The sequence below is a fragment of the Pseudomonas sp. P9_2 genome, from assembly GCF_034008255.1.
GTDB lineage: Bacteria > Pseudomonadota > Gammaproteobacteria > Pseudomonadales > Pseudomonadaceae > Aquipseudomonas > Aquipseudomonas synxantha_A.
Genome location: NZ_CP125376.1, coordinates 2,681,966 through 2,695,811, shown reverse-complemented (window position 1 = coordinate 2,695,811; position 13,846 = coordinate 2,681,966). Strand labels below are relative to the sequence as shown.

Annotated in this window: 14 protein-coding genes; 7 read left to right on the top strand and 7 right to left on the bottom strand. The window is 59.6% G+C overall.

The annotated features are described in order from the left end of the window. Positions 1–111 precede the first annotated feature (111 nt). On the bottom strand, positions 112–1,362 hold the full coding sequence (gene kynU, locus QMK52_RS11975) for a kynureninase (protein WP_194439191.1): 1,251 nt from the start codon (positions 1,360–1,362) through the stop codon (positions 112–114). A 144-nt stretch (positions 1,363–1,506) separates the two neighbouring features. On the opposite strand from kynU, the gene QMK52_RS11970 reads away from it, so the two are divergent. Continuing rightward, entirely contained in the window at positions 1,507–1,980 is a 474-nt protein-coding gene (locus QMK52_RS11970) for an Lrp/AsnC family transcriptional regulator (RefSeq protein WP_005791350.1), read from the top strand. A gap of 94 nt (positions 1,981–2,074) precedes the next feature. Here the strand turns inward: QMK52_RS11970 and catA are convergent, their stop codons facing one another. From catA to QMK52_RS11955, 3 genes are read right to left on the bottom strand one after another with little or no spacing between them, the layout of a single operon-like run. Continuing rightward, positions 2,075–3,004, bottom strand: a complete 930-nt coding sequence (gene catA / locus QMK52_RS11965; RefSeq protein ID WP_320404129.1) for a catechol 1,2-dioxygenase — start codon at positions 3,002–3,004, stop codon at positions 2,075–2,077. Between the two features lie 40 nt (positions 3,005–3,044). Further along, positions 3,045–3,335 carry a muconolactone Delta-isomerase gene (gene catC, locus QMK52_RS11960; protein WP_320404128.1) on the bottom strand — a complete coding sequence of 97 codons (291 nt, stop codon included), beginning with the start codon at positions 3,333–3,335 and terminating at the stop codon, positions 3,045–3,047. A gap of 12 nt (positions 3,336–3,347) precedes the next feature. Next, positions 3,348–4,475, bottom strand: a complete 1,128-nt coding sequence (locus QMK52_RS11955; RefSeq protein WP_320404127.1) for a muconate cycloisomerase family protein — start codon at positions 4,473–4,475, stop codon at positions 3,348–3,350. Positions 4,476–4,589: 114 nt separating this feature from the next. Here QMK52_RS11955 and QMK52_RS11950 point away from each other — a divergent pair, with 114 nt between their 5' ends. Then, positions 4,590–5,465 (top strand): LysR family transcriptional regulator, encoded by an 876-nt coding sequence (locus QMK52_RS11950; RefSeq protein ID WP_032879497.1) that lies wholly within the window; start codon positions 4,590–4,592, stop codon positions 5,463–5,465. 71 nt (positions 5,466–5,536) lie between these two features. On the opposite strand, the gene QMK52_RS11945 is transcribed toward QMK52_RS11950, so the two are convergent. Further along, entirely contained in the window at positions 5,537–6,529 is a 993-nt protein-coding gene (locus QMK52_RS11945) for an AraC family transcriptional regulator (protein ID WP_320404126.1), read from the bottom strand. A gap of 313 nt (positions 6,530–6,842) precedes the next feature. On the opposite strand from QMK52_RS11945, the gene antA reads away from it, so the two are divergent. The 4 genes from antA to QMK52_RS11925 all read left to right on the top strand — a co-directional run bounded on the left by antA (position 6,843) and on the right by QMK52_RS11925 (position 11,223). Then, positions 6,843–8,234 carry an anthranilate 1,2-dioxygenase large subunit gene (gene antA / locus QMK52_RS11940; protein WP_005791361.1) on the top strand — a complete coding sequence of 464 codons (1,392 nt, stop codon included), beginning with the start codon at positions 6,843–6,845 and terminating at the stop codon, positions 8,232–8,234. After that, on the top strand, positions 8,234–8,725 hold the full coding sequence (antB, locus tag QMK52_RS11935; protein ID WP_005791362.1) for an anthranilate 1,2-dioxygenase small subunit: 492 nt from the start codon (positions 8,234–8,236) through the stop codon (positions 8,723–8,725). The genes antA and antB overlap by 1 nt, the downstream gene beginning before the upstream one ends. An 18-nt stretch (positions 8,726–8,743) precedes the next feature. Beyond that, positions 8,744–9,751: an anthranilate 1,2-dioxygenase electron transfer component AntC gene (gene antC, locus QMK52_RS11930; protein ID WP_005791364.1), complete on the top strand. Its 1,008-nt coding sequence runs from the start codon at positions 8,744–8,746 to the stop codon at positions 9,749–9,751. 71 nt (positions 9,752–9,822) lie between these two features. Next, a complete protein-coding gene (locus tag QMK52_RS11925) occupies positions 9,823–11,223 on the top strand; it encodes an amino acid permease (protein ID WP_005791366.1) in 1,401 nt (466 codons plus the stop codon). A 79-nt stretch (positions 11,224–11,302) separates the two neighbouring features. On the opposite strand, the gene kynA is transcribed toward QMK52_RS11925, so the two are convergent. Beyond that, on the bottom strand, positions 11,303–12,160 hold the full coding sequence (kynA, locus tag QMK52_RS11920; protein ID WP_005791367.1) for a tryptophan 2,3-dioxygenase: 858 nt from the start codon (positions 12,158–12,160) through the stop codon (positions 11,303–11,305). Next, positions 12,157–12,807: an arylformamidase gene (gene kynB, locus QMK52_RS11915; protein ID WP_005791369.1), complete on the bottom strand. Its 651-nt coding sequence runs from the start codon at positions 12,805–12,807 to the stop codon at positions 12,157–12,159. The genes kynA and kynB overlap by 4 nt, the downstream gene beginning before the upstream one ends. Before the next feature lie 369 nt (positions 12,808–13,176). On the opposite strand from kynB, the gene QMK52_RS11910 reads away from it, so the two are divergent. Further along, positions 13,177–13,521 (top strand): cupin domain-containing protein, encoded by a 345-nt coding sequence (locus tag QMK52_RS11910; protein WP_003194115.1) that lies wholly within the window; start codon positions 13,177–13,179, stop codon positions 13,519–13,521. The last annotated feature ends 325 nt before the right edge of the window (positions 13,522–13,846 follow it).

Sequence of the window (13,846 nt, the reverse complement as noted above, 5' to 3'; positions counted from 1 at the left end):
TGATGGTGGCTGACGCTGAACCTGTGGGAGCTGGCTTGCCTGCGATAACGGTAGTGAATGCACCGACGCTATCGCAGGCAAGCCAGCTCCCACATTTGACCTGTGTTGCTCTTAAGTAACGCTGTTGCGAACTTTGAATTGCGCTTGGTTCCACGTGGCGTTGTCGAGGATCTCACCAAGGATTTCCACGGCGTCCCACACCTCGGTAAAGCTTGTGTACAGCGGCGTGAAACCAAAGCGCATGATCCGCGGCTCACGGTAATCGCCGATCACGCCTCGGGCGATCAGGGCCTGGATCACCGCGTAACCTTCGGGGTGTTCGAAGCTCACATGGCTGCCGCGCCGGGCGTGCTCACGCGGCGTGATCAGTTCCAGGCCATGGGCGGCGCAGCGGCTTTCGACCAACGCGATAAACAGGTCGGTCAATGCCAGGGATTTGCTGCGCAGGCTGGCCATGTCGGTCTGGGCGAAAATGTCCAGGCCGCATTCCACCATGGCCAACGAAGTGATCGGTTGGGTACCGCACAGGTAGCGCGCGATGCCGGCGCTGGGGGCGTAGCTCGACTCCATGGCGAATTGGCGGGTATGCCCGAACCAGCCCGACAACGGCTGACGCACCACATCCACCAACGCCGGATTGACCCACACAAATGCCTGAGAGCCCGGGCCGCCATTGAGGTATTTGTAGGTGCAGCCAATGGCATAATCAGCGCCGGCCTGGTGCAGGTCCACAGGCACCGCGCCCGCTGAGTGCGCCAGGTCCCAGAGGCTCAGCGCGCCACACTCGTGGCTCAGCGCAGTCAGCGCCGCCATGTCGTACATGTAGCCAGTCTTGTAGTTGACGTGGGTGAGCATCACCACCGCCACGTCTGCGTCGATGGCCTTGGGCAGTTCGGCCGGGCTGTTGACCAGGCGCAGGGAATAGCCTTGTTGCAGCAGTTCGGCCAGGCCCTCGGCGATATACAAATCGGTGGGAAAGTTATTCGCTTCGCTGACGATCACCTTGCGCGCCGGAGAGCGTTGACGCTGCACACTCAACGCCGCGCTCAGCACCTTGAACAGGTTGATCGAGGTGGTATCGGTGACCACCACTTCGTCCTCACGCGCACCGATCAACGGTGCGAGGCGATTACCCAGGCGCTGGGACAAATCTGCCCAGCCCGCGCTGTTCCAGCTGCGGATCAAGCCATTGCCCCACTCTTGGGCGATCACCTGCTGCGCCCGCTCCAGCGCTGCCACCGGGCGCGCGCCGAGGGAGTTGCCGTCGAGGTAGATCACGCCCTCGGGCAGGGCGAATTGGGCACGCAGGGGAGCCAAAGGGTCCTGGGTGTCGAGGGCTTGGCAATGGCTTCGAGTGGTCATGGGTCGTCCTGGTTTTTATAAGTGAGGATGGACCAAATAATGAACGAACTTTTAGAGAATTTTCGTGCAAAGTGGTGGGTAAACGGCTATTTAAGCTGTAGGAAATTCGAATTTAAACTCAAAACACGCGGATATCTTCCAAGCATGATTCTCGACGCCACCGACCTGCGCCTCCTGCATTTTCTGCAACAGGATGGCCGTATCAGCAACCAGGAACTGGCGGAAAAAGTCGCGCTGTCACCCTCTGCCTGCCTGCGCCGTTTGCGCTTGTTGGAGAGCGAAGGAATCATCAGCGGCTATCGCGCGGTATTGAATGCCGAACAGTTGGGGATCGAACTCGAAGCCATCGTGCACCTGTCGCTGCGCCAGGATATCGAGGACTGGCATGAGACCTTTATCAAGAAGGTGCAAGGCTGGCCGGAGGTGGCGAGCGCCTATGTGATCACCGGTGCCAGCAACTATGTGCTGCGGGTGCAGGCACGCAACCTCAAGCACTTTTCGGACTTTATCGTGAACCACCTGAACCGCACGGCGGGGGTGATGGATATCCGTTCGGAGATAGTGCTGCAGAAGATCAAGGACCGGGATGAGGTGTTGGACTTGGTCGTGCGCAAATAACACAAACACCCCAAAACCAATGTGGGAGCTGGCTTGCCTGCGATAGCGGTGGAACATTCACCACCGCTATCGCAGGCAAGCCAGCTCCCACAGATCAGTCTTCGAGGGCACGTACGCGCTGCATGCGTTTCTGCTCTACCGGCGCATCAGCCACCTGCAACTCAAAGTCAAAATCAATCTGCGCAAACCGCCCTTCCACGCCAAATTCGCGCGCCAGTTGCGGATCGTCGCTGAAGCGGATCTCGGCAATCAGTTCATCGCGGGTGGCATAGGCAAAGTCATCATGCAGGTACGGGTCATCCGAGAGGTTGATCTGGGTGGTCAGGTGCCGATGCCCGGGCGCCGAGATGAAAAAGTGGATATGCGCCGGCCGTTGCCCGTGGCGCCCCAATTGGTCGAGCAACTGCTGCGTCGGCCCGGTCGGCGGGCAGCCGTAGCCCGAGGGTACGATGCTGCGAAAACGGTAGTGGCCCTGGGCATCCGTCTCGATACGTCGGCGCAGGTTGAATTCAGACTGATTCGGGTCGAACCACGAATAAGTACCGCCCGTATTGGCCTGCCACACATCGACAATCGCCCCCGCCAATGGCTTGCCCTCGGTATCGCGTACTTGCCCGCGCATGAACAACGGCACCGCGTCATCCTTGCCATCATCCAGCCGTGCCTCGTATTTGGACAGCGGCGCGCCGGCCACGTACAGCGGGCCTTCGATGGTGCGCGGTGTACCGCCGGACTTGCCCGCCTGCTCATCGGCGGCGTCCATCAACAGGTCCAGGTAATGCTCCAGGCCCAGGCCAGCGGCGAGCAGGCCGGCTTCCTGGTTTTTACCCAGATCATTGAGGTAGTTGACCGCCTTCCAGAACTCCTCGGGGGTCACTTCCAGGTCTTCGATGATGTTCACAGTGTCGCGCAGGATCCGGTAGATCAGCGCCTTGGCGCGCGGGTTGCCGGCGTCATTGAGGTTGCCGCTGGCTTCTTCGAGAAAGCGTTGGGCGTGGGCAGTCTGGGACAGGCGGATGGACATGGTGCACTCCTTATCTTGTAATTATCAGGTTGAAACCGGCTTAGCGGTCGTCCGCATGGATGGACGACGGGTGCCGGCACAGCGCATTCACTTCGATAGCCATGTAAGGAAACAATGGCAGTTGCATCAGCAGGTCATGCAGGTCCTGCACGCTGTCGACATCGAACACGCTGTAGTTGGCGTAGTGCCCGGCGATGCGCCACAGGTGGCGCCACTTGCCCTCTTGTTGCAGGTGTTGCGCCAGGGCTTTCTCTTCGGCCTTGAGGCTGTCGGCACGCTCGGAGGGCATGTCGAGGGGCAGGTTCACAGTCATTTTTACGTGGAACAACATGGCAGGCGCCTCTTAGTATTTGTCACGGCGAAAGAACGCCAGGCGCTCTTCATCGAGCGCCAGGCCCAGGCCCGGAGCGGTGGAAACATGCAGCTGGAAATCGCGGTACACCGGTGGCTCGGCAAGGATGTCTTCGGTGAGCAACAACGGGCCGAACAGCTCGGTGCCCCACGCCAGTGTGTTCAGCGTGAGGAAGGCATGGGCCGACGCCAGGGTGCCGATACCACCTTCAAGCATGGTGCCGCCGTACAGGCCGATGCCTGCCGCCTCGCCGATTGCCGCCGTACGCAGCACGGCGCGGGGCCCTCCGTTCTTGGCAATCTTGAGGGCAAACACCGAGGCCGCGCCTTCACGCGCCAGGTTGAACGCATCTTCGACACACTCGATGGACTCATCGGCCATGATCGGCACCGGGCTCGACAGGTTGAGCCGGGCCATACCGCCACGGTTGTTGCGTGAGATGGGTTGCTCGATAAGGTCGATACCGTTGTCGCCGAGCACCTTGCACGCCCGCAGCGCCACGGCCTCATCCCAGGCCTGGTTGACGTCGACACGCACACTGGCGCGCTCGCCAAGGGCTTTTTTGATCGCGATCACATGGGCCAGGTCGCGGCTGGCTTCACCGGCGCCGATCTTCAATTTGAAGATGCGGTGACGGCGCAGGTCGAGCATTTTCTCGGCCTCGCTGATGTCCTGTTCGGTATTGCCGCTGGCCAGGGTCCAGGCCACCGGCAACGCGTCACGCACGCGCCCGCCCAGCAGTTCGCTGACCGGCAGGCCCAGGCGTTTGCCGAGGGCGTCGAGCAAGGCGCTTTCGATGCCGGACTTGGCAAAGGTGTTGCCGCGAATACTGCGCTCCAGGCGCAACATGGCGGCGTTGATATTGTTCGCATCCTGGCCGATCAACAGCGGCGCGAAATGGCGGTCGATGTTGACCTTGATGCTGTCGGGGCTTTCATTGCCATAGCTGAGGCCACCGATGGTGGTAGCTTCGCCGATGCCTTCAATGCCGTCGGTGCACCGCAGACGGATAATCACCAGGGTCTGGTTTTGCATAGTGTGCATCGCCAGCTTGTGCGGGCGAATGGTGGGGAGATCGACGATGAGGGTGTCGATCGACTCGATGGTGCAAATCGGCATGGCAATACCCGTTGGGTTCTTTATAGATTTGCGTCGATTCTGTTCCGCATTTTTTCGGGCTTCCAATATAGAATTGGTCTTGTGCGATACCCTCAAGGTATGAAAGGAGTCGATATGGAACTGCGTCACTTGCGCTATTTCCAGGTGCTGGGCGAGACCCTCAATTTCACCCGGGCTGCCGAACGCCTGCACATCGCCCAGCCGCCCTTGAGCCGGCAAATCCAGCAGCTGGAGGATGAACTGGGGGTGCTGCTGCTGGAGCGGAGCCGACCGTTGCGCCTGACCGAAGCCGGGCGGTTTTTCTATGAACACGCCAATGTGCTGCTCGAACAGCTGGGCACGGTTTGCGACAACACGCGGCGTATCGGCCTTGGCGAGAAGACGTGGCTGGGCATCGGCTTTGCACCCTCGACCTTGTACGGCGTGCTGCCCGAACTGATTCGCAGGCTGCGCAATCACGAGGCCCTGGAGCTGGAGTTGGGCTTGTCGGAGATGACTACGCTGCAACAGGTCGAAGCGCTCAAGGCCGGGCGCATCGATGTGGGTTTCGGGCGCATTCGCATCGACGACCCGGCCATCGTCCAGCGCGTATTGGTGGAGGATCGCCTGGTGGCCGTGCTGCCCAGCGGCCACCCCTTGCTGGGTGCCCCTGCCACCCTCGCCCAGTTGGCCACCGAGCCCTTTGTGCTCTACCCAGGCAACCCGCGCCCCAGTTATGCCGACCATGTGATCGCGCTGTTCGACGCCCACGGTTTGAGCCTGAAGGTGGCGCAGTGGACCAACGAGTTGCAGACCGCCATCGGCCTGGTAGGCGCCGGTATGGGTGTGACGCTGGTACCGGCGTCGGTGCAGGTGCTGCATCGGGCGGATATTGGCTATACGCCGGTGGTGGAGGCGACTGCGACCTCGCCGATCATTCTGAGCCGACGGGTGAATGACCAGTCGCCGGGGCTGACTCATTGCCTGCAACTGGTGGAGGAGTTGATCTGAGATTCCATATGCACTGAAAATCCAATGTGGGAGGGGGCTTGCTCCCTCCCACATTTTGATCTTCATCAGGTTCAAGTAATGCGCAGGCGCTTGCGTTGCAATGTCTGGCTGGGCGACTCATCGAACAGCTTGCGGTACTCCGCCGAAAACCTGCCCAAGTGGGTAAACCCCCAACCCAACGCAATTTCAGAGATGGTTCGGATCGAGCCCTGTTCAAGAATCTCCTGACGCACCGCCCCCAACCGATGCTTCTTCAGATACGCCATGGGCGACAAGGCGAAGTACTTGCGAAACGCATCGAACAGCTTGAACCGCGACACCCCAGCCGCCGCCTCCAGGTCTTCCAGGTGCAGCGCTTCACGGGCGTTGTCGTGGATGTACTGGCGCGCACGAATCAGGTAGTGCGGCAGTTTTACCCCCAACACCTCGCGCAATTCTTCAGAATAGTTATTCGGCTGGGCCAGGATCAGCCCTTTGATCAGCGAGCTTTCCAGGTCCCGGGTAAATGCGGCCTGCTCGTACAACTCGCTGCTGCATTCCAGTTCGGCGATGAAGTATCGCGCCATGCGCCACCACGAAGCCGGGGCGCCGTCCACGGCATCCATCACCGATTCAAAGCGCAGCGGCGCATCAATGGGCCGTTGCAGCAAACCTTCCAGCGACTCGCTCATCGCCGCACGGGTGATCACCACCTGCAACTTGCGACAGTCACCGGAAATCGCCAGCACCTGGTGCTCGTTGGGTGAAATGATCACGCCCTGGTCGCGGTTGGACCTGAGGCGTTCACCGTTCTTGCTCAGTTCCTGTTCGCCCACCAACGGCAGGCTCAGGCTGTAGCTGCTGAAATGCTCGGCGTCTTCGATGTCGATGGTCACGTCGGTGCCGTACTCAATCACGCCCAGGGTGGTGGCGCGGGACTTGAACACGTTGGCGCTGTGGTGAAATCGCAGGCGCTCGGGGTTAGCCGTCGCCAGGCGATGGGGCCCGCAGATACCGGACATCCAGCTGCGGGCGCCTTCGAGGTCAAAGCGTTGAATGTGAATATCGCGTGTCTGGCTACTCATCGGGCTGCACCCACGGCGGTTAGGCGTTTGCGCGCTCTGGCGGCGCGTCGTTGAACATCGACAGCAAGTTCCAAGCCACGTCGGCACCGTTGCAACCACGTGGATAGCAACCGTCGACTATGTGGATAAATTCAGATTTTCTGCGACCGTCACCTGCAATGACAGTAGCCCATTGCGTCACCGCGCCGCACCGTGTTGGGTATTTGCTGCCCAACTTTGCGGCCCATCTTCCCCCATTAAGCGGATAGCCCACCGCCCTCTTGCAGCGCCTTAATGGCTCACCCGTTTTAGCCATTATCAAAAGGTGCCTCCCATGAGTGGTGCAAGAACCGTCGAGCAGTGGAAAACCTTTATCGAAAGCTGCCTGGACTTTCGCCCGGCAGATGAAGTGTTCCGCATCGCCCGCGACATGTTCACCGAACCCGAGTTGTTCGACCTGGAGATGGAACTGATCTTCGAGAAAAACTGGATCTATGCCTGTCACGAAAGCGAACTGGCCAATAACCACGACTTCGTGACGATGCGTGCCGGGCGCCAGCCGATGATCATCACCCGCGACGGCGAAGGCCGGCTCAACGCGCTGATCAATGCCTGCCAGCATCGCGGCACCACCCTCACTCGCGTGGGCAAGGGCAACCAGTCCACCTTCACCTGCCCGTTCCACGCCTGGTGCTACAAGAGCGATGGCCGGCTGGTCAAGGTCAAGGCGCCGGGGGAATACCCGGAAGGTTTCGACAAAGCCACCCGCGGCCTGAAAAAGGCGCGCATCGAAAGCTACAAAGGCTTTGTGTTTATCAGCCTTGACGTAAACGGCACCAACAGCCTGGAAGATTTCCTTGGCGACGCCAAAGTGTTCTTCGACATGATGGTGGCGCAATCGGCCACGGGAGAGCTGGAAGTGCTGCCGGGCAAGTCGGCCTACACCTACGACGGCAACTGGAAGCTGCAAAACGAAAACGGGCTGGACGGTTATCACGTCAGCACCGTGCACTACAACTACGTGGCCACGGTGCAGCACCGCCAGCAGGTCAATACCGAGAACGGCGCAGGCGCGAGTACAACGCTGGACTACAGCAAGCTCGGCGCCGGCGACGCGAATACCGATGACGGCTGGTTCGCCTTCAATAACGGCCACAGTGTGTTGTTCAGCGACATGCCCAACCCCAGCGTACGTTCCGGCTACGCCACCATCATGCCGCGCCTGGTGGCCGAACATGGCCAGCAAAAGGCCGAATGGATGATGCACCGCCTGCGCAACCTGAACATCTACCCCAGCCTGTTCTTTCTCGACCAGATCAGTTCGCAGCTGCGCATCATCCGCCCAGTGGCCTGGAACAAGACCGAGATCATCAGCCAATGCCTGGGGGTCAAGGGTGAATCCGACGCGGATCGCGAAAACCGCATTCGCCAGTTCGAAGATTTCTTCAACGTCTCGGGCATGGGCACGCCGGACGACCTGGTGGAGTTTCGCGAAGCCCAGCGCGGTTTCCAGGGCCGCCTGGAACGCTGGAGCGATATATCACGGGGCAGCCACCGCTGGGAGACCGGACCCACGCCCAACAGTGAAGCCATCGGCATTCAACCGGCCATGACCGGCACTGAATTCACCCACGAAGGCTTGTACGTCAACCAGCACCGCAATTGGCAACAGTTTCTGCTCAAGGGTTTGGACCAGCAGGCCCTGAGCCTGCGGGAGGTGAAGTGATGAATGCGCAATTGCAGTACCGGGTCGAGCAGTTTTTTTACCGTAAATCCGAACTGTGCGACGCCCAGGACTGGGACGCCTACGTGCAGTTGTTCGACCCCCAGAGCGAATTCCATTTGCCGCAATGGGACTCGGAACACGTCTACACCAAAGACCCAAAACGTGAGATGTCGTTGATCTACTACGCCAACCGTTCAGGCCTGGAAGACCGCGTGTTCCGCCTGCGCACAGGCAAGGCTGCCTCGGCCACGCCAATGCCGCGCACTCTGCACCTGATCAATAACCTGCGCATTTCGGAGCAGGCTGACGGCACCTTGGAGGTGCGCTTGAACTGGCACACGTTGTTCTATCGCCTGGCCACATCCGAGCAGTTCTACGGGCATGCCACGTACCACCTGAAGCCTGCGGGCGACAGCTGGCTGATCATGCGCAAGCACGCCTTGCTGCTCAACGACACCATCAACTCGGTGCTGGATTTCTATCACCTATAGGCACCGGGAGTTTTTCCAATGAATCACAAAGTGGCCTTCAGCTTTGCCGATGGCAAAACCCTGTTCTTCCCGGTGGGCGCCAATGAAATCCTGTTGGATGCAGCCCTGCGCAACGGTATCAAGATCCCGCTCGATTGCCGCGAAGGCGTGTGCGGAACCTGCCAGGGGCGTTGCGAATCCGGCGAGTACACCCAGGACTATGTCGACGAAGAAGCGCTCTCGAGCCTCGACCTGCAGCAACGCAAGATGCTCAGTTGCCAGACTCGGGTGCAGTCCGACGCCACCTTCTACTTCGACTTCGATTCAAGCCTGTGCAATGCATCCGGGCCAGTGCAGGTACGCGGTACGGTGAGCGACGTGCAGCAGGTCTCCACCAGTACGGCGATCTTGCAGGTGCAACTGGACCAGCCACTGGATTTCCTGCCCGGCCAGTACGCTCGTGTCGCGGTGCCCGGCACCGACAGTTGGCGCTCCTACTCCTTCGCCAATCGGCCGGGTAACCAACTGCAGTTCCTGGTGCGCCTGCTGCCGGATGGGGTGATGAGCAACTACCTGCGCGAACGCTGCCAGGCGGGCGACGCGATGCTGCTGGAGGCGCCATTGGGGGCGTTCTACCTCCGGCATGTCACCCGGCCGCTGGTGCTAGTGGCGGGCGGTACCGGGTTGTCGGCGTTGCTGGGTATGCTCGATGAACTGGCGGCCAACGGTTGCTCGCAACCGGTGCACCTCTACTACGGCGTGCGCAGTGCCGAGGATTTATGCGAAGCGGCGCGTATCCAGGACTACGCGAGGAAAATCCCGGGATTTCGCTACACCGAAGTACTCAGCGATGCTTCATCCGAATGGCCCGGCAAGCGCGGCTACCTCACCGAACATTTTGACCTGGCCGAATTGCGGGACAGATCGGCGGATATGTACGTGTGCGGCCCCCCTCCAATGGTCGAATCCATTCAACAATGGCTGGTGGATCAGGCACTTGATGGCGTTCAGCTGTATTACGAAAAGTTTACGCAGAGTAATATCTGACCCTCAGCAGTTCTGAGGGGCCGATGCGGCGTGCAATCACCCTTGAGAAAAACAAGTAGAAGGGAATGTTAATGGCGGATGACATGGTTAACCCGGTGGGCCTCAAGCGTGGCCTGAAGAACCGGCACATTCAGCTGATCGCCTTGGGAGGCGCGATTGGTACAGGCTTGTTCCTCGGCTCGGCCGGGGTACTCAAGTCGGCGGGGCCGTCGATGATCCTGGGCTATGCAGTGGCCGGCTTTATCGCGTTCCTGATCATGCGCCAGCTCGGCGAGATGATCGTCGAAGAGCCGGTGGCCGGCTCCTTCAGCCACTTCGCGCACAAATACTGGGGCGGCTACGCGGGTTTTCTGGCGGGTTGGAACTACTGGGTGCTCTACGTGCTGGTGGGCATGGCCGAGTTGACGGCGGTAGGCAAGTACATCCAGTTCTGGTGGCCGGAGATTCCAACCTGGGTCAGCGCGCTGGTGTTCTTTGTTGCGGTGAACCTGATCAACACCCTGAACGTGAAGTTCTTCGGTGAAGCCGAGTTCTGGTTTGCGATCATCAAGGTGGTGGCGATTGTCGGCATGATCGTGCTCGGCTGCTACCTGCTGTTCAGCGGCACTGGCGGCCCGCAAGCGTCGGTCAGCAACCTGTGGAGCCACGGCGGTTTCTTCCCCAACGGCGGCATGGGGCTGCTGATGTCCATGGCCTTCATCATGTTCTCGTTCGGCGGCCTGGAACTGGTCGGCATCACCGCCGCCGAAGCCAGCGAACCGCGCAAGGTGATCCCCAAAGCGATCAATCAGGTGGTGTACCGCATCCTGATTTTCTACGTCGGCGCGCTGACCGTGCTGTTGTCGCTGTACCCGTGGGATCAATTGCTGCAAACCCTCGGCGCGTCGGGCGATGCCTACAGCGGCAGCCCGTTTGTGCAGATCTTCTCGCTGATCGGCAACGACACCGCCGCCCACATCCTCAACTTCGTGGTGCTGACCGCGGCGTTGTCGGTGTACAACAGCGGCGTGTACTGCAACAGCCGCATGTTGTTCGGCCTGGCCGAGCAGGGTGACGCGCCCAAGGCGCTGATGAAGCTGAACAAACAAGGCGTTCCGCTGCGGGCCCTGGCGATTTCGGCGTTGGTGACGATGCTGTGCGTGGTGGTCAACTACGTCGCGCCGCACAGTGCGTTGGAGTTGCTGTTCGCGCTGGTGGTTGCTTCGTTGATGATCAACTGGGCGCTGATCAGCCTGACCCACATCAAGTTCCGCAAGGCCATGGGCGAGCAAGGCGTGACGCCGTCGTTCAAGACCTTCTGGTTCCCGTTCAGCAACTACCTGTGCCTGGCGTTCATGGTGATGATCATTGGCGTGATGCTGGCGATTCCGGGGATTCGCGAGTCGGTGTATGCGATGCCGGTGTGGGTGGGAATTATCTACATCGCCTATCGGTTTCGGATCAGAAACGGGAAAGTTGCAGTCACCCAGTAAACTCTGTGGGAGGGGGCTTGCTCCCACATTTTTAGCTGCATTCCAAATGAAAAGCCCCGCAGATGCGGGGCTTTTTTGTTTAGAGCGTGGAACGTACTCGCCAGAGTTCAGGGAACAGCACCGTGTCGAGCATCTTGCGCAAATACCCCACGCCTTCGGTGCCGCCGGTACCCGGCTGAAAGCCGATGATGCGCTCCACTGTGGTGACATGTCGGAAGCGCCATTGGCGGAACGAATCTTCCAGGTCGATAAACTTCTCGGCCAATTGATACAAGTCCCAATACCGATTCGGGTCGCGATACACCTCGCGCCACGCCGCCTCCACGGAGTCGTCATGCACTGTGGCCGCCGTCGGGTCGCGCTCGGCGCGCTGAGGGTCAATCGCCAGTCCGGCCTTGACCATCAGGTTGACCGCTTCGTCATACAGCGACGGCGTGGCAATCGCCACCTGCAATTGCTGCAGCAAATCCGGGCGATGAGCATGGGGCCGCAGCAGCGCCGGGCTTTTGTTGCCCAGGATAAATTCGATCTCGCGGTACTGGAACGACTGAAACCCCGACGACTGCCCCAGGAACGGGCGAATCGCCTTGTACTCCGACGGCGTCATGGTCGCCAGCACGGCCCAGGCGTGCACCAGTTGATCGAAGATCCGCGACACCCGCGCCAGCATCTTGAACGCTGGTGGCAGCTCACCCAGGCGCACATGTTCGCGGGCAGCCTTGAGTTCGTGAAGCATCAGCTTCATCCACAGCTCCGAGGTCTGGTGCTGGATGATGAAGAGCATTTCGTTGTGGTCTGGAGAAAGCGGGTGCTGGGCGCTGAGGACTTTGCCCAGGTCCAGGTAATCGCCATAGCTCATGGACTCGGAAAAATTCAGTTCGGCGTTATGCCATTCTTCCGGCGGTTGGTAATCAGCTGAGAAAGGACATTGGCTCATCGCGTGGGCTCCTTGAGCGGGCGGAGAATGGCGCGGACCGGGCTGGCATCGAGATGGGCAAAACGTAGCGGCAGCGCGATCAGTTCATAGTCGCCCTCCGGCACTTCATCGAGCACGATGCCTTCGAGGATCGCCATGCCATGGCGCGCCACGGCGTTGTGGGAATCCATGGTCTTGGATTGTTGCGGGTCCAGGGACGGCGTATCGATACCGATCAGGCGCACACCCAGGCCGGCGAGCAGCTCAATGGTTTGCGGGGCGATGGCAGTGAAATTCGAATCCCATTCAGTCAGTGGCGCTTGTGGATAAGTACGCAACAACACGCGCTCCGGCAGGTTATCCACACGCCCTTGCAACTGATGCGGCTGCACCAACGCGCCGCTGCCCAGGCAATGCAATACCCGGCACGGCCCCATATATACATCCAGCGAAACCTCGCCAATCGGCGCGCCATCGGCGCTGTAATGCAGCGGTGCATCCACATGGGCACCGGTGTGCGGCGACAGGGTTACGCGCCCCACATTTACCGGACACTCCGGGCCGAACTGCCACACGCGCTCTTCCTGGAACGGCGTATCGCCCGGCCAGGTCGGGGTCGCCGTGCTCAAGGGCGGGCTGATATCCCACCACGTTTTTATTGGGTTCATTGCAAGGCTCTCACTGGGTACTGGGGTGAATGATACGAGGGCCAGCTCTGAATTTTCTTGCGAATTCTGGCGTGAGATGGGAAATATTTCGCACTTACTGCGAGGAAATGGTCAGTTACTGCACAAATCTTTCGTTTAGACATGCCCCTTGTGGGAGCCGGGCTTGCCCGCGATGACGATGGCGCAGCCAGCCTCTTCATTGCCTGACACTCCGCTATCGCGGGCAAGCCCGGCTCCCACAGGGATGGGGGTGATTTCCAGCTCATCACATGGCCTGCGCTTCTGGACATCCCGATGTCGAGTTCAGACCACTGGCGCAGCGCCCAAGGCCTTAGGGTTGAGCTTTCCCTTCCCTGCCTCGGAGTCATCATGTCCAAGCCCATCACCGTACTGCGCGACACCCACCCACTGCCGGTCCTGGATGCCTGCAAATGGGAAAAGCTTGAAGGCGACCCGCACACCGTCAACCTCAACGCCTATACCAGCGAAGACGGCAGCAAGATCATGGGCACCTGGATCTGCACGCCGGGTAAGTGGTACGTGGAGTACGTGAAGTGGGAATACTGCCATTTCCAGGAAGGCTACTGCGTGATCACGCCTGAAGGCATGGCGCCGATCCATCTGCGCGCTGGGGATATCTTCGTGGTGGAGCCAGGCATGAAAGGTACCTGGGAAGTAGTGGAGACCGTGCGCAAGTACTTCGTTTTTGCTTGATCCCGCCACCTGAAAAAGGGTCATCCTGGCCCTTTTTGCTTTAACCCCCTCGACCTCGCCCCTACGTCCCAACCACAAAAATCAAAAGCAAACAACAGCTTTTTTTTCGATCTGTATTTTTCGGCGAAACGCTGAAAAAAAACCCGGCATAATGCGCAAGAATCGCCTGACCACATTTATCAGCGCGCCTATACACTACTTTAGTTATAGACAGTATTAATTTTGACAGCCCCCACTACTTCGTATAATTTCATTGGAGCCTTGTTAGTATTCAGGCTCATTGGATTACAATCGCATGATAATAGGGATATTGGTAAAAGGTGCA